The organism is Pseudomonas sp. PF05, from assembly GCF_056521845.1.
Map to the genome: position 1 here is coordinate 16,106 of NZ_JBWLPW010000025.1, position 26,488 is coordinate 42,593.

Consider the following 26,488-nt stretch of genomic DNA (forward strand, 5'->3'; position numbering starts at 1 on the left):
AGGAGCAAGACCATGAGTGCATTTCAACCCGACACCCTGATCAAAAACCCCCAAGCCTGCCAGGTCGAAACCTCGGTGGAGGTCGCGGCCGACGCGGCGCGCGTCTGGGACGTGGTGGGAGATTTTGGCGGATTCAACCATTTCATTCCGGCATTGGAACGCATCGAAATGACCGGCGAAGGCGTGAGGTCCCTGCGCAAGAAATTCTTCCGCGATGGGCAAAACCTTGTGGTGGAACAGCTCAATAGCCGTGACGACCAGGCCATGCACATGACCTGGACGCTGATCTACAACACCCTGGGCATCGACAACCTGTGGGCGGCCATGCGCGTCGAACCCCTGGCGGACAACCGCTGCCGCGCCACCTGGACCATCATCGCCGACCACACCGACGCCCATACGCCGTCGGGCTTCCGGGATTTCCTCCAGGGCTTTGCCGATGAGGCGATGGGGAATGTGCAGGGGATGTTCCCCGAGGCATAACCTGCCCCAGGGTGGCCTTGAGAGAGCTGTGTAGGAGCTGTCGAGTGCAACGAGGCTGCGATCTTTTCCCCAGACACTTGAATCTCAAGCGAAAGATCAAAAGATCGCAGCCTTCGGCAGCTCCTACAGGGCACAGGCCAGCGGGACCAAGCCTGCGTGCCGGCGCCGTGTAGCTGTGTAGGAGCTGTGTAGGAGCTGTGTAGGAGCTGTCGAGTGCAACGAGGCTGCGATCTTTCCCCCAACACTTGAATCTCAAGCGAAAGATCAAAAGATCGCAGCCTTCGGCAGCTCCTACAGGGCACAGGCCAGCGGGACCAAGCCTGCGTGCCGGCGCCGTGGAGCTGTGTAGGAGCTGTGTAGGAGCTGTCGAGTGCAACGAGGCTGCGATCTTTCCCCCAACACTTGAATCTCAAGCGAAAGATCAAAAGATCGCAGCCTTCGGCAGCTCCTACAGGGCACAGGCCAGCGAGACCAAGCCTGCGTGCCGGCGCCGTGGAGCTGTGTGGAGCTGTGTGGAGCTGTGTAGGAGCTGTCGAGTGCAACGAGGCTGCGATCTTTCCCCCAGACACTTGAATCTCAAGCGAAAGATCAAAAGATCGCAGCCTTCGGCAGCGCCTACAGGGCACAGGCCAGCGGGACCAAGCTCCCTCGCCACAGGGGAGCGGGTCGGCTTGCGACTGGGTCAGATCTTGAAGCTGTCCACCAATTGCTTCAGACGGTTGGCCTGCTGCGACAAGGCATCGCAATCCTTCAGGGTTTCATTGAGGTTGGCCACGCTTTGCTGGTTCAGCAGGTTGATGTGGCTGACATCCATGTTGAGGGTTTCAACCACAGCAGTCTGCTCTTCGGTCGCCGCGGCCACCGACTGGTTCATGCCGTCGATCTCGCCGATACGCTGCGTCACGCTGACCAGTCGCAGGCCGGCCTGGTTGGCCACTTCCACGCTCTCTTCGCTGGACGTCTGGCTGGCGTTCATCGTGGACACCGCTTCACGGGAGCCAACCTGCAGCGATGTGATCATCTTGTGGATTTCTTCCGCCGACTCCTGAGTACGGTGCGCCAGGTTGCGTACTTCATCGGCCACCACCGCAAAACCACGGCCGGCTTCACCGGCACGGGCCGCTTCGATGGCCGCGTTCAGGGCCAGCAGGTTGGTTTGCTGGGAGATGCCCTTGATCACGTCCAGGATGTGGCCGATGTTGTCGGTGCTAGCGTTCAGGGTTTCGATCTGGGTGCACGAAAGGCTGATCTTCTGCGACAGCTCGGTCATGGCCTGGATGGTTTTTTCCACCACCTGGCGACCGTCGTCGGCCTGCTCGCTGGCGCCGCTGGCATGTTGCGAGGCATCGGCGGCATTGCGGGCGATTTCCTGGGTCGCGGCGCCCAACTGGTTGATGGCCGCGGCCACGCTGTTGGTGCGGGCGCTCTGCTCATCCGAGCCGACGAGCGAAGCGTTGGACGAGGTCATCACCCGTTGCGACAGGTCATGCACCTGGCGGGTGGCGGAAGACACTTCCGAGATCGACGCGTGAATCCGCTCCACGAACTGGTTGAACGAGCCACCCAACACCGCGAATTCATCCTTGCCCTGCACCACCAGGCGCCGGGTCAGGTCGCCTTCGCCCTGGGCGATGTCCTGCATGGCGCGGCCCATGGTGGTCAATGGACGCATCAGCACCTGGATCAGCAGGCTCAGCAGCACCGCAATGGCCGACACCGCGACAAACATCGCAATCAGCGCAGACGTACGGAACTGGCTCAACGGCGCGTAGGCCTTGGCCTTGTCGATCGACAAGCCGATGTACCACTCGGCGTTCGGCAGGCCGGTGATTGGGGTGAACGAAAGAATGCGGTCCTGCCCGTTCAGCTCAACCTCCTGGATACCCTTGCCGATGCGCACCGGGGTGCCGGGGTAGATGTCCTTGAGGTTTTTCATCACCTGGTCTTTATCCGGGCTGACGATCACCTGACCGTCGCCGCTGACCAGGAAGGCATGGCCGATGCCACCGAAATCCACGGAGTTGATGATTTTCACCAGGGTTTCCAGGCTCAGGTCGCCGCCCACCACGCCGAGCAGTTCGCCGTTGTGCTTCACCGGCAGGGCTACGGTCACCACCAGGCCACCCACCGCTGCCATATAAGGCGGGGTCAGCATGGTTTTATCGGCGGTCACCGCCTGTTTGTACCAAGGGCGCTGACGCGGGTCGTAGCCGTCAGGCATTTTGGCGTCCGGGCGCTGGGTGAAGACACCGTTGGCCTGGCCTACATAAGTGAACTGGAAGTTCGAGGTCAGTGCCGGCTGATCGACCAGCCCCGGCAGATCGGCCGCAGCGCCCTGGTGCGCGATGTTTTGCGCCAGGTTTTCCAACACCAGTATCCGGCCACTCATCCAGTTCTGGATGCTGCTGGCCGTCAGGTCGCCAGACTGCTCAATGGACGATTCAAGGCTGCTGCCAATGGTGTTGCGCTGCAAATAGTCGTTGTAAAGCGTGAACAGGGCAAAAGCCAGGACTACCACACCGGAGGCGGCCAGGAGGATTTTGTGACTGAACTTTAGATTCATCGATGAGGCTTCTTATGCAAGGAGTGGGGATGCATTCCAGGTTTGCAACGTTTCATGTAACAGCACGAGCGGTTGTCATTGCGCTCCACTTTGGTGCACGCATACCAGTCTGTCGGCATACCGGTACAAATAATTAGGGATTCGAAGAAATAGGCGACGAGAGGACACGGCGAGCGAACGGTGGTTGCAAATTCGCCGACGGCTGATGACAATGCGACCTATTATCATTTGTAACATCCAGGCCGTCGCGTCCATGTCATCTCCCGAGTTTGCAGTACAGGCGCTCTACAGCCGTCATCACGGCTGGCTCAATACGTGGCTGCGCACCCGGCTGGGCAACGCCGCCGATGCCGCGGACCTGGCCCAGGACACCTTCGTGCGCCTGTTGCAGCGTAGCGAACGCCTGGAACTTCGAGCCCCACGCGCCTTTTTGCGCACCATCGCCCAAGGCCTGGTGATCGACCATTGGCGTCGAGCAGAAATCGAACGCGCTTACCTGGAAACCATAGCTCACCTGCCGGAAGCCGAAACCCCTGGCGCTGAAGCCCAGGCCCTGATCCTGGAACTGCTCGAAGCGATTGCCAGGATGCTCGAAGGCCTCAAGCCAAAAGTGCGCAGGGCCTTTCTGTTGGCCCAGTGCGAAGGCCTGACTTACAAGCAGATTGCCGAACAGATGGGCATCTCGTTGCGCTCGGTGGAACGCTACGTCGCCGATGCGCTGTACCACTGCTATGTGCTGCGCTATGAACGCTGAGCCGGCGGATCACTTGCAGAGCCGACGCAACGGCCCGTCGCAACAGGTGGTCAGGCAGGCGATCAATTGGCTGCTGCGCCTGCGCAATCACACCTCTCACCCGACCCTGCGCCAACAGTGCGACACCTGGCGCGCCGCCCACCCGGAACACGAACTGGCCTGGCAACGGGTGCAAGCGCTGCACAGCGAATTGACCTCCAACCTGCGGGCATTGCCCGGTGCCCATGTTGCCCTGGATACCCTGGAAAACAGTGCCCAGCGCCTCAACCGGCGCCAGGCACTGAAGTTGTTGTCGGGCGTCGCACTGGTGGGCTGCGCGGCATGGCTGGGCAAGGACCTGGGCTGGCAGCCGTGGCGTGCCGATTTCGCCACCGGCACGGGTGAACGACGAGGTTTCCAACTGCCGGACGGCACGCGACTCGAGCTCAATACCCACAGCGCCGCCGACCTGGATTTCAGCGCCCGGCAGCGCCTGATTACCCTGGCTCGCGGCGAGATCAGGGTCACCTGTGGCCGCGACCCGGAGCGCCCGCTGCGGGTACGAGGCCGGCATGGTCTGTTCGAAGGGCTGGAGGGGCGCTTCGTCGTGCGCCAGGACAGCGACTGCACACGCTTGAGCGTCACCAGCGGCCGGGTGGTTATCCGTTCGCACCCAAACAGCGATGGCACGCCCCTCCAGGTCGAAGCCGGGCAAAGCTACCTGATCAGCGCATCGACAGCGACCCTGGCACCGCCGCTGGACATGGACGCAGGCGCCTGGGTCGACGGGCTGATCGTCACGCGCAACATGCGCCTGGAAGACTTTATCAACGAGGTAGGACGCTACCGCCCAGGCTATTTGAACTGCGCGGCGTCGATTGCCGACCTGCGCTTGTCGGGGGTTTTCCGCTTGGAGGACACCGACAAATTACTCGCCGTCCTGCCACGCACGCTCCCGGTGCAGCTCCGTTATCGAACCCGTTGGTGGATCACGGTGGAACGCCTGGCTTGATTTTTTTGGCGGGTTTCACGCCGGCGTCCGGCTAGGACAGTAAGCAACCCTTATCTGCCTTCGGCGACTGCAACGGAACCCACAATGACTGAGCGCGTACTTCCCAAGAACCCCTTCGGCCTCTCTGCGCAACCGGGCCTGTTGCGCCAGGCGATCCATGCCGCGCTGTTCTCCACGGCGCTGGGGGTCAGTGTCGTGCCGATGCTCGCGGTCGCCGCACAAAGCAGCGTGACCGCCGGCCCTCAGAGCTACAACATCACCCCCGGTCCACTGAGCGATGTACTGAATCAGTTCGCCCGCCAGGCAGGGATCACCCTGGCAAGCACGCCAGCGCAAACCGGCGGTGTCCAGTCCCCGGGGCTCAAGGGTCAATACTCGCCCGACCAGGCCCTGAGCCAGTTGCTCAGTGGCTCGGGACTGGTTGCCGTCAGCCAGGATGGCAGCAGCTACGTGCTGCAAACCCAGACCGTTGGCAGCACGCTGGAACTGCCGACCACCAACATCAAGGGCTTCGCCCTGGGTAACGCCCTGGGCAGCATGGAAGGCTACAACGCCACCCACAGCCAGATCGCCACCAAGACCAGTACCGCCCTGCGCGAAACGTCCCAGAGCGTGTCCGTGGTCACCCGCGAGCAAATGGACGATCAGGGCGCGCAAACCGTGTCCCAGGCCATGCGCTACACCCCTGGCGTGCTGACCAACCCCTACGGCGCGACCCACCGCTACGACTACGTGGCGATGCGCGGCTTCAACGACGGCTCGGTGGATAACATCTACCTCGACGGTCTCAAGTCCATGGGCGACAGCGGCACCTACAGTTCCATGCAGGTCGATCCGTATTTCCTGGAGCGGGTCGACATTCTCAAGGGCCCGTCCTCGGTGCTCTACGGCCGCAGTTCGCCCGGCGGCCTGGTGGCGCTCACCAGCAAGAAGCCGCAGTACGAGGCCTATCACCAGATCCATGCCACGGTCGGCACCCAGGGCCAACGCGGCATGGGTTTGGACTTTACCGGCCCCGTGGATGACGACAAACGCATCACCTATCGGTTGATCGGCCTGGCGGACAGCTCCGACACCCAGTTCGACCACAACAAGGAAAAACGCTTCGCCCTCGCGCCCACGGTGAACATCGATTTCAGCGAGGACACCTCGCTGACGCTGCAAGCCTACCTGCAACATGACCCCGACGGCGGCTACCACGGTGGCATGCCGGCCGACGGCACCTTGCATCAGCGCAACGGCCGGCGGATCTCCGAAAACTTCTTCGAAGGCGAACCGGGCGTCGACGGTTACGAGCGCGACCAACAGTCGTTCGGCTACCAATTCGAGCACCGTTTCAACGATGTCTTCACCGCCCGGCAGAACTTCCGTTACCTGGATTCCAAAGTCACCAACGATCAGGTCTACGCCTATGGCTGGACTACGCCCACCAGCAACGAGCTGAACCGCTATTACACCGGCGCCGAAGAAAAGCTCCATTCCTTCATCGTCGACAACATGCTGCAAGCCGAATTCTTCACCGGCGCGACCAAGCACACCGTACTGATGGGGGCTGACTACCAGCGGCGCAAAACCGTGGTCGACTGGACCAGCGGCAGCCTGGCGCCGATCAATGCCTTCGACCCGACCTACGGCAACTCGGCCATCACCTACTTCAGCCCCACCAGCTACCTGCGGCGCCTGGAGCAGACCGGTGTGTACCTGCAAGACCTGATCGAGATGGACAAATGGCGATTCTCCCTCGGCCTGCGCCAGGACTGGGTCGAGACCTCGGACGAAAACCGCATCGCCGAATTCGGCCGCCCACAAGGCACCGAGATCAACGACAAACGCACCAAGCTCACCGGCCGCGCCGGGGCGCTGTACCTGTTCGACAATGGCCTGGCGCCGTACATCAGCTACTCCGAGTCGTTCAACCCCAACTCCTACGCCGACAGCGCCGGCAACCCGCTGCCGCCCACCGATGGCAAGCAATGGGAACTGGGCCTGAAGTACCAGCCACCGGGCACCGATGACCTGTACACCGCCTCGCTGTTTCGCATCGACCAGGAAAACCTGGCAACCAAACTGCCCCAGGAAAACTTCTACCGCGCCGTCGGGGCCGTGCGCTCCCAGGGCCTGGAACTGGAAGCGCACCTGCAGTTGACCGAACAATTCAAAGTGCTGGGCAGCTACACCTTCACCGACATCGAATATTCGAAATCGATGATCAGCACCTTGAGCACCGCCACCGACATCATCGAAAACAAGGGCAACTCACCGACCCAGGCACCACGCCACATGGCGTCGGTCTGGGCTGACTACAAGTTCGACAGCGGCGCCCTCGACGGCCTGCGCCTGGGTGGCGGTGTGCGCTATGTCGGCTACAGCTGGGCCGATGCGGAGAACACCATGAAGGTGCCGTCCTACACGTTGTTCGACGCCTCGGTGGGGTATGACCTGGGCAAGGTCGGCTTGAAGGGCGTGGACGTGCGCCTGAACGCGAACAACCTGACCAACGAAACCTACGTCGCTTCGTGCGCCAGCCTGAGCTATTGCTACATGGGTGAAGAACGCAATGTGGCGGCGACGGTGAGTTACCAGTTCTAACCTGTTCCCGGTCTTGACGCATACCATTGTGGCGAGGGAGTCGCCGACGCTGCGCTGTCGCGCAGGGAACAGGTCTTGTGGCGAGGGGATTTATCCCCGCTGGGCTGCGCAGCGGCCCCCAACCAGACAACTCGGTGTGCCAGTAAGATCGAGGTCGTTGCTTTTGGGGCTGCTGCGCAGCCCAGCGGGGATAAATCCCCTCGCCACACGGGAATAGCGGTCCAACTGAGTCACATTGCAGTTTTTTGAAAAGCACTTTAAAAACATGGTGTTGCAATTTGTTCCATGAGAGCTTGCTCCCGCTGGGCTCTGTAGGAGCTGGCGAAGGCTCGGGCCGCGTTCGGACGATCTTTTGATCTTTCGCTTGGGATTCAAGTGTCTGGGGAAAGATCGCAGCCTCGTAGCACTCGACAGCTCCTACATAGGTCCTACACGGCTCTTACACAGCTCCTGCAGGACCGGCGGGAGCTTTCTCCCGCACCTCACCCTCTTCGCGCACAAACCGATTCGCCCGGCCAAACGTACCGACATCATTGAACCGCACACCCATCTCGCGCATCACCTTATGCGCCACCGGCACCGTCAATTGGCGAATGTAGAACGGCTCCTTCACCACGAAATGGTGAATACCGTGGCTGCTGCCGAAGTTGAAGCAGAACGCTTGCAACGGCCATAGCCACCAGGGGTTGAGCACCTGGGTCTGCTGGATGACATTGCCCGGGTCGATGTCGCCGTAGTAGTGCATGTTCGAGCTGATGAAGTGCAGGCAAAAGGTGCGCAGCACGTTCGGGCCGATGATCACCACCGCGGCGATGTCGATCACCTGCATCGTCGCCAGCGTGGTGGCCGACCAGTCAATCGACGTACCCAGCAGGCTGGCAATACCGTTGGCCCCGTGAAATCCCAGGAACACATACCAGGCGCCCCAGTGCAGCAACGCCAGTGGGAAATACACCTTCAGCGTGCGCTTGAGGATGCTGCGCTTGTGCGCCCCGCTCTTGGCCCGCAGCAGGCGGATGAAGGCCGACATCACGTTATCGCCGACCATCAGCAACCGCGCCAATCCCCAGGGTTCGCCGTTGGTGATGGCCCGTTCCTCCATGTCGGCCTCGCTGCCGGACACCTTGTGATGGTTGAGGTGCAGGTGGCGGCGGATCCACGGATTGATCGTGCTCGGCCGCGCCAGCCACACCAGGCCCATCATCAAATTGTGGGGCAGGCGCTGCTTGCGAAAATACATGCTGTGGATCAGGTCGTGTTCCAACTCGTGGGTCAGCGAAGCGAAAAACGCGTTGAGCAACAGGCACGCCCACCCGGCCAGGTAACCATTGATGTAGAGCAGCGCCGAACCGATCATCCCGGCCAGGGCGAACGCCAGGATGCCCGCGCCCAACGCATCCTGGTGGCGCAGGATCGGATAGCGCCGCCGCAACTCTTCGCCCCGGGCCAGGACCACCTGGCGAATATGGGCCGATCGTTGTTGTGCATTCAATCGCTCGGGGCTTGCGCAAGTGCCGTGCATGGCTTACATCCTCTGTTAGAGATGTGCTCATCCTGCCGGGCGTTGTCCCCTGGGGTGGTAGCCGTAAACGCCAACCTGTTGACCGCAAGCGCCAATCGTCATGACTGAACCGACTTCCCTCGCCAGCTGGACCCGCGCCCTGCGCAAACAGCTCGATGCGCTGGGCCTGGACAGCCATGCCCTGTGCGTAGAGGCCGGCCTCGACCCGCAATGGATGGACGACCCGAATGCCCGTTACCCGCTCTCGGCCACCACGCGCCTGTGGGCATTGGCCGTGCAGGCCAGCGGCGACCCGGCCATCGGCCTGCGGGTGTCGCGCTTCGTCAGCCCCACCACGTTTCATGCGCTGGGTTATGCCCTGGTGGCCAGCGGCAGCCTGCGGGAAGTATTCGAGCGGATCGTGCGCTATCACCCGGTGGTCAGCGATGCCTTGACCCTCCAGCTGATCCGCGCCGGGGACCGTTATCGCTTCAGCCTCGAGGTGCCGCCGGGCCGACCGGCGCCAGCCTTTGAAGCCATCGATGCGTTCGCAGCGATTTACGTGCGCACCTGCCGCAATCGCCTCGGCCGTGATTACGCACCGCTGGCGGTGTACCTGCGGCGCCCGGAACCCGCGGACCCCAGCCCCTGGCACAAGGTGTTCCGCTCGCCAGTGCATTTTGGCGCCGACCAGGATCGCCTGGAGTTCAACTTCGCCGACTTCGACAGCCACCTGGACGACGCCAACCCGGAACTGGCCGAACACAACGAAACCGTGCTCGAACGCACCCTCGCCCAGCTCAAGCCGCTGACCTGGGAGCGCAAGGTACGCGCGGCCATCGAGGCCCAACTGCCCGAAGGCGAACCCAGCGCCGAACGCATCGCCCAAGCCATGCACCTGAGCCTGCGCAGCCTGCAACGGCACCTGGCCGACGAAGGCTGCCGCTTCGACGCACTGCTCAACGAGTGCCGGGAGAATCTGGCGCTGCTGCATCTGCGTGATCCGAATTGCTCGCTGAGCGAAGTCAGTTATCTGCTGGGCTTTGCCGATGCCAGCAGCTTCAGCCGCGCCTTCAAGCGCTGGACCGGGATGACGCCGGGGCAGTTTCGGGATGGGTTGCGCTAGGGGCTTTGCAGCGCCTGGGCGGGCCCTATCGCCCAGACAATCCAAGACCCGTGACGAGGGCGCTTGCTCCCGCTCGACCCGTAGGAGCTGTCGAGCGGAGCGAGGCTGCGATCTTTCCCCTGACGCTTGAATCTCAAGCGAAAGATCAAAAGATCAAAAGATCGTCCGAACGCGGCCCGAGCCTTCGGCAGTTCCTACAGCGCAGGCCAGCGGGAGCAAGCTCGCGCCCACCTGTTTCAGGGCGTAGTCAACGCCCGCAACCGCTCGATGTCGACGATTTCTATCTCGCCATACCCCAGGTGAAGAATGCCCTGGGCCTGCAGGTCCTTGAGGATCTGGTTGGTGGTCTGGCGTGACAGCGCGAGCATCAGCGCCAGTTGTTCCTGGGGCAGTTGCAGGACCCGTCGGGCCGGTTCGATTTCGCCGTAGCCCTCGGCGATCATCAGCAGGCGGTAGGCCACGCGGGCCGGGGCGGGCATCAGGCTCAGGTGCTCAAGGTTGATGAAGGTCAGGCGCAGTTTGTGGCTCATCAATAATGCGAGATGCCGCCAGTAGATCGGCTGCTCTTGCAGCAATGCCAGCAACGGCGCCTGGGGCACGTGCAGCAGCGTACATTGACCGACGACCACCGCATCATGCGTGCGCGGCTGGCCATCGAACAGGCAGATTTCACCGAACCAGTGGGGCGCCTCCACCACGCTCAGCAGCGCCTCCTTGCCCTGTTCGTTCACTGCTCCAACACGCACCGCGCCTTCCAGCAGGGCATACAGCCCGCACGGTGGATCGCCGCGCTGGAACAGCCGATGACCCGGCGTCAGGCGGCGCACCCGCGCCATGCCCAGCAGACTATTCTGAAACTCAGCAGGCAGATGGCTGTACCAGTGGCCGGCCATCAGGTGTGAGTGCCAGGGATGCGAATTCATGGGAACTCCGGGACAAGTGTCGGCTAACTGACAGAACGCCTTGTGGTACCTGGGCATCATGCAAGCATCACCTCAGGAGGAACAACAATGAAAAGCCTCGTCGATCATCTCAGTCAATACGCCGCCTATCATCGCGACCCGCGCAACATCGCCAGCCATTTCATCGGCATTCCGCTGATCTTCGTCGCCGTCGCCGTGCTGCTGTCACGGCCCGGCTGGCCCGTGGGTGCGGTCCTGGTGTCGCCGGCGCTGCTGGTGGCCGTGGCCAGTGCCTGGTTCTACTTGCGCCTGGAGTTGCGCCTGGGGGTGCTGATGACGGTGTTGCTGGGCCTGGCGCTATGGCTGGGCCAGGTGCTCGCCGCGCAAAGCACCTGGGTATGGCTGGGCAGTGGCCTGGGGATGTTCGTGGTGGGTTGGGTGATCCAGTTTGTCGGCCACTATTACGAAGGCCGCAAGCCGGCGTTCGTCGACGACCTCACCGGGCTGATTGTCGGGCCGCTGTTTGTGGTGGTGGAGGCAGGCTTTCTGCTGGGGCTTCGCGGCGAACTGAAGCGGGCCATCGAAGAGCGCGTCGGGCCCGTAGCCTTGCGCCACCAGCGCTCGGTCGCCTGAACACAACGCACCACCAGCCTCCCCCTGTTGGAGCGAACCTGTGGGAATGAACTTGTGGGAATGAACTTGTGGGAATGAACTTGTGGGAATGAACTTGTGGGAATGAACTTGTGGGAATGAACTTGTGGGAGCAAGGCTTGCCCGCGATAGCATCGCCTCGGTCTATAAGCTACACCGAGGTGTTTGCATCGCGGGCAAGCCTTGCTCCCACAGGTTCGCTCCCACAGGGTGTTGGACCATTACCACTCAAGCGTTACAGCGCACCAAACTCGACCCGTATCGTCAGCGCGCCGGTGTTATCTTTCAAGCCAGACCCGTGCTGCCCGGTCAGGTCATCGTTGATGCACAGTTGCAGTTCCCCTTGCTCGTTGCCCGGAACCTGTCCCAGATCACCCACCAGGAACGGCTTGCCACCATTGCCCACGCGACCGATCAAGGCGCCTTCGGCGGCACCGGGCAAGGCATAGCTGCTGTAGTCGATGTGCCTCGAACCGCCATTTCCATCGACATTGCCGCCCTGCGGGCTGGCACACCAGAGCCCGCTGACGTAGCGAACCAGGCGCGGGACCAACCCGTTGACCTGCACGCCGGTGCCCTGCCAGGCGATGGTGGATTGGACCTGCATCGTCACCGCCTTCAGGTCGTTGGCCACAGTGTCCCCGGCCTGGAACGACAGCGCTGCAATCGTCAGGCTCGGGTTCGAAGTGCCGGTGCTGGGAAAGACGCCGTCGCCCACCAGGAACAGGTTCTTGTGGTCCCAACTGCGCTGGTCCTTGTCCACCACCGACTTGGCCGGATCATCGCCCATGCGATAGGTGCCCATCAGGTGCCCGGCGCCCTGGAAGCTGTAATCCTCTTCTTTGTACCTGAAAGTCCCTTGGCCAATCGGCACCGTCAGCTCCACGGCACCAAGCAGGTCCTTGATGATATGGCTCGCCAGTATCTTCGCCTGCCTGAAACCTTCCTTGGTGTAATCGGACAGGTCGTAGTGGATTTCCGGCCGGAGAATGCCGAGCCCGTCCGTGAGTTTGTCCGTCGAGGGCACGATGTAGCTATTGGACCGGTCGGGATCCTTCTCTACCTGCTCCACCAAAAAGCCGATCCGAAACTGGCGGATGAACAAATCGTTGAGCCGTTGAATCAGCGCCGTGCCGTAAAGCGCCTCAGTGGGCGGCGGCGGGTTCTCTTTCGATGGCAACGGGTTGGTGCAGCTTTTGTTCTTCCCCTCGATAAAATCGGCCACGGTGACGTAAGGGTCGCCCACCGGCCAGTTCCAGCCCTCGTTGCCGATTTCGATGCGCCACGCCGCTCGCTGGCTGCGAAAATCGCCGTCACGCAGGCTCTCGATGCCCGCCGTGGACACCGGGCCCCTGTACGGAAATACCGTCTTGCCTTCCGGCATCAGCCCCCATGCCAGGTAAATCGGGTGGTCGGACAAACTGCGTCCCACTTGCCCACTGCTGTTGGCCACGCCATCGGGCCAGGCCGGGGTCTTGGAATTGAGCAACAATTTAGGGGTTTCGATGGCATGGGCCGCGATCACGTAACGCTGCCCGATGGCCACGCCAGTGCCCGTCTGCGGCCCCTCGCCAAGCTGGTATTGAATGAATTCGATACCATTGATGTTCTTGTCCGGGCCCACGGTCACTTTGCTGGCCACGGTCCGGTACATGACCCGGACCTTGCCGGTGTTCAGGGCCTTGTTCAGGGTCACCGTCGCGTCGTACTTGGCCTGGATCGGGCAGATCGGCGTGCAGTTGGTATTGCCGGCACACACCCGGCGCCCGGCGTAGGGCTGGGAGTTGCGTCCAGCCGGGGTCGGGCTGACCACCAGCGGCAAACCGTCGAACGCCTGCCCGGTCACGGCGCTGACAAAACTGCCATCGACCAACGACAACGGAATGCTGTGCATCGGGAATGAATAACCCTCGGGAAAGGTCATGCCCAGGTAGGCCTGGTCGGCGACATTGGCCGACACGCCGATTTCCGCCTCGGCCCGGCAATAAGCGCTTTGCAGATCGTCGTAACCGATCGGCCAATCCACCCCGACGCCGTACTTGCTCTTGAGGCGAAAATCGTTCGGCACCATGCGCAGGCACGTCCCGACCCAATGCCAGGTCGTGCCGCCGCCCACCCGTTCATAGGTGCTGTTGAAGGGCAGCGGGCCCTTCTGCACCAGGTAGCTGGTTTTCGGCTCTTTCCAGCCAAGGATCAGGTCGGCGATGGTCGCCCGAGGGGCATTTTCCTTGCTCGGGTCACGCGGCGAGTCCAGGGACGACACCGGAGGATAAGGGGACTCCGGGGTTTTCAAGGTGGCCGTGTAGAAGCGTTCCAGATATTGCGCGCGGTTGGCCGGGATCTCCGGGCCCGATTCGAGCACCAGCACATCCACGCCCGCCATGGCCAACTGATAAGCGATGATGCTGCCCGCCAGCCCCGCGCCAACGATGATCACCTCGGCTTGTTCGGTACTCATGACGAAGCTCCTTGCCCGTTGGCGGGCACGCCAGTGTAGTCCTCAAGGCTCGGTGGCGTGGTGTTCCAATAGCCGAAAAACATCTCGCTGTAGCCCATGGGATGGGCCTGGGCGATTTTCCAGGCCCAGCTCTGGATGTACGCCTGGTCGGACACCACCGTCGAATCGGTCGATTTGTAGCTGCCGGTGGCATAGGGCTGATACCAGACCCCCAGCAACCACAGCTTCATGATCGAACGCGCGGCTTGGGCCGCTTGCGTGACGGCCGGTCGCGATCCGTCCATCAGCACCGCCTTGGCGATCTGGTCGGGCGGCATGTGGTCGGCCACCAGCGTGGCGTACTGAGTCAGCAGCGCGTTGAGCACCTCAGGGGTGATACGCGGGGTGATGAATGCGAGAAAAGTCGGCGGCAAACCCACCTGGTCGATCGCCGGTGCCAGCCGATCGGTAGGAATGCCGGTCAAGGCCGATGACAGGCCTACAAAATTGTCCAGATCACTGCTCATGGTTGACTCCTTGTCCGCCAGTGGACTGTGCGCGTTCGAGCAAATAGGTGAAATCCGCGAAGCTGGTACGCGGGGACTCGGTGACATGGGTGGCCGCATTGCCATGGCAGGCCATGCAACTGGAAGACGCCTGGGGCACCGTGCCTTGGATGTAGGTCTCCAGCGTGGCGTTGGCCAGGAACAACGGCGCGGGGCTGCCCAGCGGGTTGGCGGCCGATACCTGGCAGTTCTTGGGTGGGTCTGACGGCCACTGGGTGCTGATCAGTTGATAGTTCGCCCAGACGCTCTGCGGGTTCACCGTACGCAGCAGGCTTTGATACGTAGCGTTCAGTTTTTTGGTGGCCTCGGTCAGCGGCACGTCCCGCACGATTTGCGAGGGCGTCGCCTTCACGGCCGGGTTCCATGGCCGTGGCGGCGGCTGGTTGATGTCGCTGTTGCTGGCAGCGTTATAGAACAGATAAGGCCCCGTCCGCTGGGCAACAGGCGTGGTTTTTTCCGGCACGTTTTTCACATGCTCAAAGGTTGACCAGACCCATTGCGCGGCGCTGGCAGTCTTATGGACCATGTGCAACCCCACCAACCCGACCGGCTCGGACACGCATGACTCCTCGACGATCGGCCCATGGCTCGGATCGTTGTTGCCCGGGGTGTAGACCAGCGCATCGACAGTGTGAAAATCCTGCCGGTTGTCGTTGGGGCCCAACACTTTCCACGACGCCTTCACCATCACCGCACCGACCTGTTGGGTCTTGGTGGAACCACAGCTGAACGCCACGGCGTTGGTCGGCTTGGCGGCGAAAAACTTCTGCTGCCCTTCGATGCTGTACAGGCCGTTGTCGACGATACCGTTGAACATCGATTGGTTGACCACGATTTCGTTGCGCGTGTAAGTGCCGTTCTGGTCCACCAGCGGGCCGCTCTCGAAGGGCTGGATAAATTCATCCAGCACATCGGGCACCTTGCCCATCTGCTGCAACAGGCGACCGGGCTTGAGCGACTTGCACGCCTCAGGCAGGGTCGCCGGGGCGTTCCAGGGCAGCGGGGCCTGGCCCTTGGCCCGGAAAATCTGGTAGCTCTCTTTCCAGCTTTCCCACACGGTGGCGCCATCCTGCTTGCCGATGGAGGTGCCGGTATTGGGCTCGCCGTTATCCAGCGCTGGCCAGTTCAGGGCAATGAAGGTCTGCCACGACAAGTCATCGAAATTGGCTTGCAGGCTGACCAGTGAAACGGGCTTGGTTACCGTGACATCGAAGGGTATCTGGGGGGACAACGAGGGGGAGGCGCTGGCGGTCGGGGCCAGCAAGACGCTTAACAATGCACAGCCAAGCGGGCCATGCCGACTGACTTCCATTCTCATACTCATCTCCTTGGCATCAGGCGCCAGGAGATCACACCGGTCCGTCATTGGACTCTTACTGCCTCCTGGCAAGTCAGAGTCTAGGTAGGGTTTGAGATGGGAAAAGGTGTTGCAGTAGAACCAATCGAAGCAAGGTTGGGTGGGGTTATTCAGATTCGGATCGGTGTCAGTGGGGACGCCATCGCGAGCAAGCTCCCACAATGGATCTCCATATGTTCACAAAATATGTGTTCACTGAAGCTCTACTGTGGGAGCGAGCTTGCTCGCGATGCTTTTTGCTTTAGAGGTTGGCAACTTTCTGCCAGACCTTCGGCTTGAAGAACAACGTCTCGCCCTTCGCCAGGCCCACCAGGCTGTCGTGATCCTTCACCACTTGCGCTTCGATCAGTTCGCTCTGGCCTTCCACCTTCAGGGTCACCCGGGTGGTGGCGCCGAGCGGACGGATGTCGCGCACTTCGGCGGCATGGTGGTCGTCCAGCTCCGAACGCGACAGCGAAACTTCGTGAGGGCGGAACAGAACATGCCGGTCCTCACCCAAGTGCAGGCGGTTCGAATCGCCGAGGAAGTGATACACAAAGTCGCTGGCCGGGTTTTCGTAGACCTCGCCAGGTGAGCCGATCTGCTCGATCACGCCTTTGTTCATCACCACGATCCGGTCGGCGACTTCCATGGCCTCTTCCTGGTCGTGGGTCACGAACACCGAGGTCAGGTTGATGTCTTCGTGCAGCCGCGCCAGCCAGCGGCGCAGTTCCTTGCGGACCTTGGCGTCGAGGGCGCCGAACGGTTCATCCAGCAGCAACACCTTGGGCTCCACCGCCAGGGCGCGGGCCAGTGCGATACGCTGGCGCTGGCCGCCAGACAGTTGCTCCGGGTAGCGGTCGGCGAGCCAATCCAGTTGCACCATGTTCAACAGCTCATGGACCTTGGTCGCGATCTGGCTTTCGTTCGGACGCTGGTGCTTGGGCTTCATGCGCAAGCCGAAGGCGACGTTGTCGAACACCGTCATGTGGCGGAACAAGGCGTAGTGCTGGAACACGAAACCGACGTTGCGATCGCGTACGTCGTGGCCGGACACGTCCTCGCCGTGGAACACGATGTTGCCTTGGTCCGGGGTTTCGAGGCCGGCGATGATCCGAAGCAGCGTGGTCTTGCCGCAGCCCGACGGGCCCAGCAGCGCCACCAGCTCGCCGCTCTGGATGTCCAGGCTGATGTCGTCCAGGGCCTTGAAGGCGTGGAAATTCTTGCTGACGTTACGAACTTCGATCGACATGACTTATTCCTCCGCGGCGCTGGCGCGCAGGCGGTTGATTCGGTTTTCGCTCCACTGCTTGAGCAGCAGGATCAAGAGCGCCAGGATCAGCAACAGGCTCGCCACAGCGAACGCGGCCACGTGGTTGTATTCGTTGTAGAGGATCTCGACGTGCAGCGGCAGGGTGTTGGTCACCCCGCGAATGTGCCCGGACACCACCGACACCGCACCGAACTCACCCATGGCCCGGGCGGTACACAGCACCACGCCGTAGATCAGGCCCCACTTGATGTTCGGCACGGTGATATGCCAGAACATCTGCCAGCCATTGGCGCCCAGCAGGCGCGCGGCCTCCTCTTCCTGGGTGCCTTGTTCTTGCATCAGCGGGATCAGTTCCCGGGCCACGAACGGTACGGTGACGAAGATGGTCGCCAGCACGATGCCCGGCAGCGCGAACACGATCTGGATGTCATGATCCGACAGCCACGGCCCGAACAAGCCCTGGGCACCGAACATCAGCACGTAGACCAGGCCGGCGATCACCGGCGACACCGAGAACGGCAGGTCGATGAGCGTCACCAGCATGCTCTTGCCACGGAATGAATATTTGCTCACGCACCACGCGGCACTGACGCCGAACACCAGGTTCAGCGGCACCGAGATCAGCACGGCAACCACCGTGAGCTTCAACGCCGACAGTGCATCGGGCTCGAAGATCGCCGTGAAGAACGCCCCCAGCCCGAGCTTCAGGCCCTGGGACACCACGATGAACAACGGCAACAGCAGAAACAGCGCAAAAATCAGCCAGCCGAGGCCGATCAACACGCGCCGCGACGTTGCACTGCCGCGACGGGCAGCGTTGGTGGAGGCCGCGCAAATAGACGATTGGGACATGTTCGCGCCTCCTTAAGGGGTTTCGATGCGCCGCTGCAGCAGGTTGATCAGCAGCAACAGGACGAAGGAAACCACCAGCATCAGCACGCCGATGGAGGTGGCGCCGGTGTAGTCGTATTGGTCGAGCTTGACCATGATCAGCAGCGGCAGGATCTCGGTTTTCATCGGCATGTTGCCGGCGATGAAAATCACCGAACCGTACTCGCCCACGCCACGGGCAAAAGCCAGGGCGAAACCGGTCAACCAGGCCGGCAACAACGCCGGCACGAGGATGTGGCGGAACACCTGCCACGGCTTGGCGCCCAGGCAAGCGGCGGCTTCTTCGACTTCACGGGGAATATCGGCCAGCACCGGCTGCACCGTGCGCACCACGAACGGCAGCGTCACGAAGGTCAGCGCCAGGGTAATGCCCAGCGGCGTATAAGCGATCTTGAAGCCCAGGTCAGTGGCGAACTGGCCGACCAGGCCGGTCGGCGCATACAACGCCGTCAGCGCAATACCGGCCACGGCGGTGGGCAGGGCGAATGGCAGGTCGATCATCGCGTCGATGATCTTGCGGCCGGGGAACGTATAGCGCACCAGCACCCAGGCCAACAGCGTACCGATCACACCGTTGATGATGGCGGCGAACAGCGCGGTGCCGAAACTGAGTTTCAAGGCCGCCAGCACCCGCGGCGCCGAAATGATCGCCCAGAATTGTTCCCAGGTGAGTTGAGCGGCATGCACGAACATGGCCGCCAGGGGTATGAGCACAATCAGACTGAGGTACACCAGGGTGTAGCCCAGCGTCAGCCCGAAGCCGGGTATGACGGGGGATATGCGACGCGACATAAAGGTCCTTGGTTAAAAACACTAAACATGGAAGCAAACCTTGCTCCCACAAAATCCTCTCACCACACATTCGGTGTCCGGCTTTAGCTTTGTTTCAGCTCACTGCGCCTGATATATCTGGTCGAACACACCGCCATCGTTGAAGAATTTCGGCTGGGCGCTTTTCCAGCCGCCGAAGTCCTTGTCGATGGTCACCAGGTCCAGCTTTGGAAACTGCCGGGCGTACTTGGCGGCCACGTCCTTGTCCCGTGGACGATAGAAGTTCTTCGCGGCGATTTCCTGGCCGGCCGGGCTGTACAGGTGCTTGAGGTAGGCTTCGGCGATCTCCAGGTTGCCCTTTTTCTCGGCATTCTTGTCCACCACCGCCACGGGCGGTTCGGCGAGGATCGACAGCGACGGCACGACGATGTCGAACTTGTCCGCGCCGCCGTCCTCTTTCAGCGCCAGGAAGGCTTCGTTTTCCCAGGCCAGCAACACGTCGCCCTGACCGTTGTTGACGAAGGTAATGGTCGAGCCACGGGCGCCGGTGTCGAGGATCGGCACGCGCTTGAACAACGCCTGCACGTATTGCTTGGCCTTGGCTTCGTCGCCCCCGTTGGCCTTCAGGCCGTAGGCCCAGGCGGCGAGGAAGTTCCAGCGCGCACCGCCGGAAGTCTTCGGGTTCGGGGTGATGACCGACACGTCATTCTTGATCAGGTCGCCCCAATCCTTGATGCCCTTGGGATTGCCCTTGCGCACCAGGAACACGATGGTGGACGTGTAGGGCGTGCTGGCTTCCGGCAGGCGTGTTTGCCAGTCGGTCGGCAGGGACTTGCCCAGCTTGGCGATTTCATCGATGTCGCCGGCCAGGGCCAGGGTCACCACATCGGCCCGCAGACCATCGATCACCGCCCGACCTTGCTTGCCCGAACCACCGTGGGACTGCTGGATCTTCACGCTGTCGTCCGGGTGCGTTTTCTTCCAGAAACTGGCGAATTCGGCGTTGTAATCCTGATACAGCTCGCGGGTCGGGTCGTAGGACACATTGAGCAGCTCGTAATCCTTGGCGACGGCGGAACCTGCAAAAACACCACTGGCCAGCGCGGCCAGGGCATAACGACGAATGAACGACATGGTGAAAGCTCCTGGAATTCTGGTTTTTATGGCTTCGAAATCGTTGTGGTCCTGAAAAGATCGCAGCCTTCGGCAGCTCCTACGCCTAGCCCCCAGTAGGAGCTGCCGAAGGCTGCGATCTTTTTGGCTTTCTCAAGACGGCTTATGACTGGGTTGTTGCAGCCGGAATTTTTCCTTGCGTTCGATCTGGACCACCTGTGCGTTGTGCACGGTGATTTCCACCGCCCCAAAACGCAGATCGCGCAACGCGCTCTGGATCTCGCGCAAGATGGTTGCTTCGTCCTGGCCGTCAACGCTACGTAGAGATGCGCTCATGCTGCTGCTCCTTGAATGAATACCTGGCAGTGGGCGGCACTGCTTGCGGCGTGGGAGCAATACTAGATAAGCGCGGATATTCTTAAAAAGACTATTTGAGAATTTTTATATAACCAAAATAGCAACAAGTAGCCGACGTCCTACGAAAGTGGTGATTGGGGGCTTTTCCCTGCCAAACCCTCGGATATTTCCTTCAAAACGCCGGGCTGTTCATGAACTAGGCACCCTGGTTTTGCACCGCTAACCTTGGTTCGTCATCGCAAAAAACGGTGACACGGACGTGCAAGTCCGGATTGGTACGCAATTGATCATGGCTATTGACCGAGCATTTTTTTATGCTCGCGTCCGTTATGGCAATTGTGCGTGGGAGACCTTCGGGTCTGCCGGCGGTACCGGACCGGTCTTGCACACCTACGCACAGTTGCCACCTCTTCGAATGCAAGCGAAAGGATGTCGACCCCAACTCTGGTACATAAAGTATGGTCAAGCATTCACCGAATCCGCCGCAAAGCGGCCACAAATCCCGCGTCCAAGCGCAGGAAGAAAAAAAGCTCGATGACGCCGCCACCCGCGCCCTCGACTACTACCTCAAACCCAAGCCCGCCTCACCGCCCGAACCCGATAAAAACCAACTCTTCATCGTGTCCCCCCACATCGACACCGAAACCCTGCTCGCCAACGCCTCCGAAGACCTACTGTCCATCAGCACCATCGCCGCCGACCTGGCTGACGACGTCGATGACTCACGCCGCTGCGTCGCCCTGGCGATCAGCCGTATGGCCGATGGGGTGCAGTTGTTGGTCGAGCGGGCGTTGGATCATTTGGAAACCAAGGAGATGGCGGCGCCTGGGGCCAAGGTGTAACGCTTGCATTGATGCAGGCTGGGCTGACGCCATCGCGAGCAAGCTTTGCTCCCACAGGTCCTGCTCCAACAGATCTGACGGGTGTACGACCGGGAGAGCCAGGTCGGCTGTCAGGCCGCCTCGCGAGCAAGCTTTGCTCCCACAGGTCCTGCTCAAACAGATCTGACGGGTGTACGACCGGGAGAGCCAGGCCGGCTACTAGGCCGCCTCGCGAGCAAGCTTTGCTCCCACAGATCCTGCTCGAACAGAGCTGATGGGTGTACGACCGGAAGAGCCAGGTCGGCTACTAGGCCGCCTCGCGAGCAAGCTTTGCTCCCACAGGTCCTGCTCAAACAGATCTGACGGGTGTACGACCGGGCGAGCCAGGCCGGCTACTAGGCCGCCTCGCGGTGGACGTTGATCTCGGGCGCCCCGTTAACCACGATGGCCGAACGCAGGCATTGTGGAGTGGGCATCCCGGCATGGATGCCGGGATAGCCGCGCTGGGCCATGGATGGCCCTTCGCGGCGGGCCCACGGAGCAATGCCGGAGTGAGGGCATGCCGAGCCCTAGCGAGGCACCGAGTGGTGGGGCAAGAGCGTTTTGCTTACTTTTGCGCTCTTCAAAAGTGAGCCGCCGTAAGGGCGGAACCGTCAGCAGCCGTTACCGCAGCAACGGATATGTACTCGACCAATACCCCTGACGATCAAGCAATAACCGGCGCCCGATCCCAATCCAACAGCGCCGCCGCCACGGGCCGGCCAAACCAGTAACCCTGCCCCAGCTCACAAGCCTGGCCAAGCAAAAATGCCGCCTGCTCACGCTGCTCGATGCCCTCGGCGTGCACCTGCATACCCATGCTATGGGCCAGGGCAATGATCACCCGGACGATCGCCGCATCATCCTCATCCCACGGCAACCCCGCGACAAAACCCTGGTCGATCTTGAGCTTCTGCACCGGCAAACGCTTGAGCCGCAGCAGCGACGAATAACCCGTGCCAAAATCATCGATGGCCAGGCGCACGCCCAACTCTCGCAGGCGATGCATCTGCTCCAGCGCCACTTCCGGGTCTTCCATCACCGCGCTTTCCGTCACTTCCAGTTCCAGGCAGGCCGGATCCAGGCCCGTGTCGTGCAACACCTGGGCGACCTGCTCATACAACTCGCGACGGGCAAACAACCGACTCGAAACGTTGACGGCAACAAACGACAGCGCCACGCCGGCCTGCTGCCACTGGCACATCTGCCGGCAGGCCTGGTCCATGACCCAGGCGTCGACCTGGGCAATCAGGCCGGTACGCTCAGCGATGGGAATGAACTCAGCCGGCGACACCAGCCCTCGCGTGGGGTGCTCCCATCGCACCAGCGCCTCGACCCCGATCAGACGACTGGTCGCCAGGTCGTGGACCGGCTGATAGTGAACGCGCAACTCCTGCTGCTGCAGCGCCCGACGCAGTTCGGAGGCAATCTCGACCCGCTGCTGGGCGTGGGCCGTGAGTTCTTCGGTGTACAAGGCGTAGCCGTCGCGTCCGGCGCTCTTGGCCTTGAACAACGCCGAATCGGCATTGCGCAGCAACTGCCCGGCGCTCAGAGCATCGCCGGGAAACAGGCTGATGCCGATGCTGGCATTGATGAACAATGCGTGGTCATCGAACCGCAGGGGCTCTTTCAACGCGTCGAGGATGCGCCGGGCCAACGCCGCGGCCTGGCCTGGCTGCGAGCAATTTTCCACCAGCACCGCAAATTCGTCGCCCCCCAACCGGGCCAGGGTCACCCCCGGCGTAAAAAGCCCACGGAACCGCTCGGCCACGCCTTTGAGCAACTCATCGCCGACGTTGTGACCCAGGCTGTCATTGATGTTCTTGAAGTGATCCAGGTCCAGCAGCAACAGGGCGCAGCCACGCTTGTGCAACTGCGCCGACGCCAGGGCCTGCTCGGTGCGATCGGAAAACAGCAGGCGGTTGGGCAAGCCTGTCAACGGGTCGTGATGGGCCAGGTAGGCCAGTTCGTGCTCGGAGTCCTTGATGGCGCTGATGTCGGAAAACACTGCGACATAATGGCTGACTTGGTCGTTATCGTCGCGAATGACGCGTATCGTCTGCCATTGCGGGTAGATCTCTCCACTTTTACGCCGGTTCCAGATCTCGCCGCTCCATTCGCCCTGGCTGGCCAGGGAGGCAAACATGTCGCGATAGAACTCCGGCCCATGGCGACCGGACTTGAACAGGTTGGGGCGCTGGCCCAGCACTTCGTCCCGTACATAACCGGTGATCGCGATGAAGGCCCGGTTCACGTGCACGATCAGGCCGTTGCGGTCCGTTACCAACACCCCTTCACGGGTGCAATCGAAGACGGCGGCAGCCTGGCGCAGGCGCTCTCGATCGGCGCCAGGCTCGGCCTTGCCGAAAAAACGCGAGATCCGCGCTCGCGCCAGGAAGACCAACCCGGCGCTGAGCAGGATCCAGGCATAACCGTTGATCAATAACCAATGCTGCCTGTCGGAAAATTGATCGAAGAAACTGCTCGATAAATAACCAATCAGTTGCAGCCATATGACTGACAGCACGAGGTAAAGCAGCGCTACGCGCATGGCACTGCGTTGATAGGCGGTCATTCAGCCATCCATGTCCCTACAAAGAGGTAGGGATTATAGAGGAAGAAACATCCAGCCACTCTTATCTGAAAGGCCGACTGGTTTTATCTGTAGGTCTGGGGATAATGCAACAGCAGTTTCTATTTTTATCGAGGGCCCTACAGCCTATGTGGTACGAAGGTTTTCTTGGTTTGTCGGCCTGGTCACTGGTGGCAGTCACCCTGCTGATGACCCACGTCACGATCATTGCCGTCACGGTCTACCTGCACCGTTATTCGGCGCATCGCTCCTTGGAGCTCAACGCTGGCCTCAAACATTTCTTCCGTTTCTGGCTGTGGCTGACCACAGCGCAGAACACCCGCGAGTGGACCGCCATCCACCGCAAGCACCACGCCAAATGCGAAACCGTCGACGACCCCCACAGCCCGGTCATAAAAGGCTTGTCCACCGTGCTGCGCAAAGGCGCCGAGCTGTATCGCGCCGAGGCGGAAAATCCGGAAACCTTGCGCATCTACGGCAAGAACTGCCCCGACGACTGGATCGAGCGCAACCTCTACAGCCGCTTCCCGCTAGTGGGCGTGGCGATCATGGGCATCATCGACCTGCTGCTGTTCGGCACCATCGGCATCACCATCTGGGCCATCCAGATGATGTGGATTCCCGTGTGGGCCGCCGGCGTGGTCAATGGCCTGGGCCATGCCGTGGGCTACCGCAACTTCGAATGCCGCGACGCAGCGACCAACCTGGTGCCCTGGGGCATCCTGATCGGCGGCGAAGAACTGCACAACAACCACCACACCTACCCCAACTCGGCCAAGCTGTCGGTACGCAAATGGGAGTTCGACCTGGGCTGGGCCTGGATCCGGGTGTTCAGTGTCCTGCGCCTGGCCAAGGTCCAGCGGGTTGCGCCGATCGCCCACCGGGTCGAAGGCAAGGGCCACCTGGACATGGACACGGCCATGGCGATTCTCAACAACCGTTTCCAGATCATGGCGCAGTACCGCCGGCTGGTCATCGCGCCGCTGGTCAAGCAGGAACTGGAGAAGGTCGATCACTCGGTGCGTCACCAGTTCCACCGGGCCAAACGCCTGCTCTCGCGGGAAACCAGCCTGCTGGACGACCGTCACCACGTGCGCATCCAGAACATGCTCGAACACAGCCAGGCGCTGAAGGTGATCTACGAGAAACGCCTGGCCTTGCAGCAGATCTGGGTCAAGACCAGCAGCAACGGCCACGACATGCTCGCCGCCATCAAGGAATGGGTCCACGAGGCCGAGGCCAGCGGCATCCAGTCCCTGCGGGACTTCGCCGACCAGCTCAAGACCTACTCGCTACGGCCTGCCACGGCCTGACAATGCAACTCCATGGCAAAGGCTTGCGCGGGGCTCTGTAGGAGCTGCCGAAGGCTGCGATCTGTTGATCTTTTGATCTTTCGCTTGAGATTCAAGCGTCAGGGGAAAGATCGCAGCCTCGCTCCGCTCGACAGCTCCTACAGGCCCGGCGGGAGCAATCTCTGGCCACAGGGTCAACCCCATACTTTGACTCGCCAAATCCCCCGCCCTTCGTCGCCTGAAAAGGAACTTCGCCCCAAATCCCCTATCTCAAAGAGCACTTCGCCATCCAGGCGGGTTTTGGAGAAAGCGCGTGCGAACCAACAGCAGTGCATGCTCTTTGAGATTTGTGCCGATGGTCGACAAGAACCTACAGGATTACTCCCTACCTCATTGGCCCGAGGCAGCCCAGACGCTCATGGCGCTGATGCATGCCCAGGGCGAAGTGGCGCGCCTGAGCGAGCGTGAGCAGCTGTTCAGCTCGTTGCTGGTCAGCGTCAATGCCGTGCTGTGGGCATTCAACTGGGAAACCCGGCAGGTGCTGTATGTCAGCCCCGCCTACGAGCGGATCTTCGGCCGCCCCGCCGGTCTGGTCCTGGCTGACTTCAACGAATGGCGCGACGCAATCTACCCCGACGACCTGGAGTATGCCGAGCGCAGCCTGGCCGAGGTATTGGTCAAGGGCGCCGTCGAAGACCGTGAATACCGCATCATCGCCGGCGACGGCCAGGTCCGCTGGCTGAGCGACAAATGCTTCATCAACCGCAAGGCCGAGCCAGGGCAACCGGTGATTGTGGTGGGCATTGCCGAAGACATCACCGAAAAGAAGCTGCTGGAAAGCGAACTGCAGCGTCTGGCGACCACCGACGTGCTGACCCAAAGCAGCAATCGCCGGCATTTTTTCGAATGCGCCCACCGTGAGTTCGAGCAGGCACGGCTACAAGGGATGCCCATGGCGTTCCTGTTGCTGGACATCGATGACTTCAAGGTGATCAACGACACCTACGGCCATCAGGAAGGCGATACCGTGCTGCAGAGAATCGCCGAAAGCGGGCGGTCCGTGCTCCGGCGCGGCGACCTGTTCGGGCGGATTGGTGGTGAAGAGTTCGCTGCGGTGTTCCCCGGCTGCGCCCCCGACATGGCATTGCAAGTGGCCGAGCGGCTGCAACGGGAAATCCAGCGCTTGATGTTTCGCTGCGGCGAGCAGAGCTTCGGCATTACCGTGAGCCAGGGCCTGACCAGCATCACGGCCGACGACCAAAGCCTCGACAGCCTGTTCGCCCGCGCCGACGCGGCCATGTACGAAGCCAAGCGCAAGGGTAAGAACCGCATCATCGCGGCTTGAGTGAGTTGTCTCGCCACTGAACCCCTGTGGGAGCAAGGCTTGCCCGCGATAGCAGCGCCTCGGTGTCCACTTGAACCCGAGTTGCCTGCATCGC

The 26,488-nt window shown here is 61.5% G+C and carries 21 protein-coding genes and 1 pseudogene; 9 read left to right on the forward strand and 13 right to left on the reverse strand.

Annotated elements, in window-relative coordinates; translation table 11 throughout:
- Positions 1–12: 12 nt before the first annotated feature.
- Positions 13–483 carry an SRPBCC family protein gene (locus AC09SL_RS27280; protein ID WP_058542645.1) on the forward strand — a complete coding sequence of 157 codons (471 nt, stop codon included), beginning with the start codon at positions 13–15 and terminating at the stop codon, positions 481–483.
- 682 nt (positions 484–1,165) lie between these two features.
- Here AC09SL_RS27280 and AC09SL_RS27285 read toward each other — a convergent pair.
- Together AC09SL_RS27285 and AC09SL_RS27290 are read right to left on the reverse strand one after the other, a co-directional pair.
- On the reverse strand, positions 1,166–1,951 hold the full coding sequence (locus AC09SL_RS27285) for a methyl-accepting chemotaxis protein (RefSeq protein ID WP_411829956.1): 786 nt from the start codon (positions 1,949–1,951) through the stop codon (positions 1,166–1,168).
- A gap of 69 nt (positions 1,952–2,020) precedes the next feature.
- Positions 2,021–3,046, reverse strand: a pseudogene (locus tag AC09SL_RS27290) (HAMP domain-containing protein); the annotation flags it as partial.
- 253 nt (positions 3,047–3,299) lie between these two features.
- Here AC09SL_RS27290 and AC09SL_RS27295 point away from each other — a divergent pair.
- The 3 genes from AC09SL_RS27295 to AC09SL_RS27305 all read left to right on the forward strand — a co-directional run bounded on the left by AC09SL_RS27295 (position 3,300) and on the right by AC09SL_RS27305 (position 7,380).
- On the forward strand, positions 3,300–3,800 hold the full coding sequence (locus AC09SL_RS27295) for a sigma-70 family RNA polymerase sigma factor (RefSeq protein ID WP_058545669.1): 501 nt from the start codon (positions 3,300–3,302) through the stop codon (positions 3,798–3,800).
- On the forward strand, positions 3,790–4,791 hold the full coding sequence (locus AC09SL_RS27300) for a FecR domain-containing protein (protein ID WP_058545668.1): 1,002 nt from the start codon (positions 3,790–3,792) through the stop codon (positions 4,789–4,791). The genes AC09SL_RS27295 and AC09SL_RS27300 overlap by 11 nt, the downstream gene beginning before the upstream one ends.
- 84 nt (positions 4,792–4,875) lie before the next feature.
- Positions 4,876–7,380 (forward strand): TonB-dependent siderophore receptor, encoded by a 2,505-nt coding sequence (locus tag AC09SL_RS27305; RefSeq protein WP_058545667.1) that lies wholly within the window; start codon positions 4,876–4,878, stop codon positions 7,378–7,380.
- A gap of 439 nt (positions 7,381–7,819) precedes the next feature.
- On the opposite strand, the gene AC09SL_RS27310 is transcribed toward AC09SL_RS27305, so the two are convergent.
- Complete coding sequence (locus AC09SL_RS27310; RefSeq protein ID WP_058545666.1) at positions 7,820–8,902, reverse strand: fatty acid desaturase; 1,083 nt, start codon at positions 8,900–8,902, stop codon at positions 7,820–7,822.
- Between the two features lie 100 nt (positions 8,903–9,002).
- On the opposite strand from AC09SL_RS27310, the gene AC09SL_RS27315 reads away from it, so the two are divergent.
- The gene (locus AC09SL_RS27315) at positions 9,003–10,007 is read left to right on the forward strand and encodes an AraC family transcriptional regulator (RefSeq protein WP_058545665.1); all 1,005 of its coding nucleotides are present in this window, start codon (positions 9,003–9,005) and stop codon (positions 10,005–10,007) included.
- Positions 10,008–10,243: 236 nt separating this feature from the next.
- On the opposite strand, the gene AC09SL_RS27320 is transcribed toward AC09SL_RS27315, so the two are convergent.
- Positions 10,244–10,930, reverse strand: a complete 687-nt coding sequence (locus tag AC09SL_RS27320) for a Crp/Fnr family transcriptional regulator (RefSeq protein ID WP_058545664.1) — start codon at positions 10,928–10,930, stop codon at positions 10,244–10,246.
- 87 nt (positions 10,931–11,017) lie between these two features.
- On the opposite strand from AC09SL_RS27320, the gene AC09SL_RS27325 reads away from it, so the two are divergent.
- Positions 11,018–11,542, forward strand: coding sequence for an Mpo1 family 2-hydroxy fatty acid dioxygenase (locus tag AC09SL_RS27325; RefSeq protein WP_058545663.1), 525 nt, complete (start codon positions 11,018–11,020; stop codon positions 11,540–11,542).
- A 253-nt stretch (positions 11,543–11,795) separates the two neighbouring features.
- Here AC09SL_RS27325 and AC09SL_RS27330 read toward each other — a convergent pair whose 3' ends face one another.
- The 8 genes from AC09SL_RS27330 to oscA form a co-directional block, all read right to left on the reverse strand.
- Positions 11,796–14,018: a GMC oxidoreductase gene (locus AC09SL_RS27330; protein ID WP_058545662.1), complete on the reverse strand. Its 2,223-nt coding sequence runs from the start codon at positions 14,016–14,018 to the stop codon at positions 11,796–11,798.
- Positions 14,015–14,524 (reverse strand): hypothetical protein, encoded by a 510-nt coding sequence (locus AC09SL_RS27335; protein WP_058545661.1) that lies wholly within the window; start codon positions 14,522–14,524, stop codon positions 14,015–14,017. The genes AC09SL_RS27330 and AC09SL_RS27335 overlap by 4 nt, the downstream gene beginning before the upstream one ends.
- Positions 14,514–15,881, reverse strand: coding sequence for a hypothetical protein (locus tag AC09SL_RS27340; protein ID WP_058545660.1), 1,368 nt, complete (start codon positions 15,879–15,881; stop codon positions 14,514–14,516). Before AC09SL_RS27340 ends, AC09SL_RS27335 begins: the two co-directional genes overlap by 11 nt.
- Before the next feature lie 280 nt (positions 15,882–16,161).
- Entirely contained in the window at positions 16,162–17,151 is a 990-nt protein-coding gene (locus AC09SL_RS27345) for a sulfate/molybdate ABC transporter ATP-binding protein (protein WP_058545659.1), read from the reverse strand.
- Between the two features lie 3 nt (positions 17,152–17,154).
- On the reverse strand, positions 17,155–18,024 hold the full coding sequence (cysW, locus tag AC09SL_RS27350; protein ID WP_058545658.1) for a sulfate ABC transporter permease subunit CysW: 870 nt from the start codon (positions 18,022–18,024) through the stop codon (positions 17,155–17,157).
- A gap of 12 nt (positions 18,025–18,036) precedes the next feature.
- On the reverse strand, positions 18,037–18,855 hold the full coding sequence (cysT, locus tag AC09SL_RS27355; protein WP_116643450.1) for a sulfate ABC transporter permease subunit CysT: 819 nt from the start codon (positions 18,853–18,855) through the stop codon (positions 18,037–18,039).
- Positions 18,856–18,954: 99 nt separating this feature from the next.
- Positions 18,955–19,968, reverse strand: coding sequence for a sulfate ABC transporter substrate-binding protein (locus AC09SL_RS27360; RefSeq protein ID WP_058546452.1), 1,014 nt, complete (start codon positions 19,966–19,968; stop codon positions 18,955–18,957).
- Between the two features lie 132 nt (positions 19,969–20,100).
- On the reverse strand, positions 20,101–20,283 hold the full coding sequence (gene oscA / locus AC09SL_RS27365) for a sulfur starvation response protein OscA (RefSeq protein ID WP_003186967.1): 183 nt from the start codon (positions 20,281–20,283) through the stop codon (positions 20,101–20,103).
- Between the two features lie 479 nt (positions 20,284–20,762).
- Between oscA and AC09SL_RS27370 the strand changes: the two genes are divergently transcribed.
- The gene (locus AC09SL_RS27370) at positions 20,763–21,146 is read left to right on the forward strand and encodes a DUF6124 family protein (protein ID WP_058546451.1); all 384 of its coding nucleotides are present in this window, start codon (positions 20,763–20,765) and stop codon (positions 21,144–21,146) included.
- A gap of 685 nt (positions 21,147–21,831) precedes the next feature.
- Here AC09SL_RS27370 and dibA read toward each other — a convergent pair.
- Complete coding sequence (gene dibA, locus AC09SL_RS27375) at positions 21,832–23,739, reverse strand: phosphodiesterase DibA (RefSeq protein WP_064107108.1); 1,908 nt, start codon at positions 23,737–23,739, stop codon at positions 21,832–21,834.
- 146 nt (positions 23,740–23,885) lie between these two features.
- On the opposite strand from dibA, the gene desA reads away from it, so the two are divergent.
- Both desA and AC09SL_RS27385 read left to right on the forward strand, forming a co-directional pair.
- The gene (gene desA, locus AC09SL_RS27380; protein WP_058544701.1) at positions 23,886–25,070 is read left to right on the forward strand and encodes a delta-9 fatty acid desaturase DesA; all 1,185 of its coding nucleotides are present in this window, start codon (positions 23,886–23,888) and stop codon (positions 25,068–25,070) included.
- Between the two features lie 334 nt (positions 25,071–25,404).
- Entirely contained in the window at positions 25,405–26,394 is a 990-nt protein-coding gene (locus AC09SL_RS27385) for a GGDEF domain-containing protein (RefSeq protein WP_058544700.1), read from the forward strand.
- Positions 26,395–26,488: the final 94 nt, after the last annotated feature.

Coding starts and splice junctions, on each gene's coding strand:
- AC09SL_RS27280 (WP_058542645.1), top strand. CDS start 13: ATGAGTGCATTTCAACCCGACACCCTGATCAAAAACCCCCAAGCCTGC.
- AC09SL_RS27285 (WP_411829956.1), bottom strand. CDS start 1,951: ATGACCTCGTCCAACGCTTCGCTCGTCGGCTCGGATGAGCAGAGCGCC.
- AC09SL_RS27295 (WP_058545669.1), top strand. CDS start 3,300: ATGTCATCTCCCGAGTTTGCAGTACAGGCGCTCTACAGCCGTCATCAC.
- AC09SL_RS27300 (WP_058545668.1), top strand. CDS start 3,790: ATGAACGCTGAGCCGGCGGATCACTTGCAGAGCCGACGCAACGGCCCG.
- AC09SL_RS27305 (WP_058545667.1), top strand. CDS start 4,876: ATGACTGAGCGCGTACTTCCCAAGAACCCCTTCGGCCTCTCTGCGCAA.
- AC09SL_RS27310 (WP_058545666.1), bottom strand. CDS start 8,902: ATGCACGGCACTTGCGCAAGCCCCGAGCGATTGAATGCACAACAACGA.
- AC09SL_RS27315 (WP_058545665.1), top strand. CDS start 9,003: ATGACTGAACCGACTTCCCTCGCCAGCTGGACCCGCGCCCTGCGCAAA.
- AC09SL_RS27320 (WP_058545664.1), bottom strand. CDS start 10,930: ATGAATTCGCATCCCTGGCACTCACACCTGATGGCCGGCCACTGGTAC.
- AC09SL_RS27325 (WP_058545663.1), top strand. CDS start 11,018: ATGAAAAGCCTCGTCGATCATCTCAGTCAATACGCCGCCTATCATCGC.
- AC09SL_RS27330 (WP_058545662.1), bottom strand. CDS start 14,018: ATGAGTACCGAACAAGCCGAGGTGATCATCGTTGGCGCGGGGCTGGCG.
- AC09SL_RS27335 (WP_058545661.1), bottom strand. CDS start 14,524: ATGAGCAGTGATCTGGACAATTTTGTAGGCCTGTCATCGGCCTTGACC.
- AC09SL_RS27340 (WP_058545660.1), bottom strand. CDS start 15,881: ATGAGAATGGAAGTCAGTCGGCATGGCCCGCTTGGCTGTGCATTGTTA.
- AC09SL_RS27345 (WP_058545659.1), bottom strand. CDS start 17,151: ATGTCGATCGAAGTTCGTAACGTCAGCAAGAATTTCCACGCCTTCAAG.
- cysW (WP_058545658.1), bottom strand. CDS start 18,024: ATGTCCCAATCGTCTATTTGCGCGGCCTCCACCAACGCTGCCCGTCGC.
- cysT (WP_116643450.1), bottom strand. CDS start 18,855: ATGTCGCGTCGCATATCCCCCGTCATACCCGGCTTCGGGCTGACGCTG.
- AC09SL_RS27360 (WP_058546452.1), bottom strand. CDS start 19,968: ATGTCGTTCATTCGTCGTTATGCCCTGGCCGCGCTGGCCAGTGGTGTT.
- oscA (WP_003186967.1), bottom strand. CDS start 20,283: ATGAGCGCATCTCTACGTAGCGTTGACGGCCAGGACGAAGCAACCATC.
- AC09SL_RS27370 (WP_058546451.1), top strand. CDS start 20,763: ATGGTCAAGCATTCACCGAATCCGCCGCAAAGCGGCCACAAATCCCGC.
- dibA (WP_064107108.1), bottom strand. CDS start 23,739: ATGACCGCCTATCAACGCAGTGCCATGCGCGTAGCGCTGCTTTACCTC.
- desA (WP_058544701.1), top strand. CDS start 23,886: ATGTGGTACGAAGGTTTTCTTGGTTTGTCGGCCTGGTCACTGGTGGCA.
- AC09SL_RS27385 (WP_058544700.1), top strand. CDS start 25,405: ATGGTCGACAAGAACCTACAGGATTACTCCCTACCTCATTGGCCCGAG.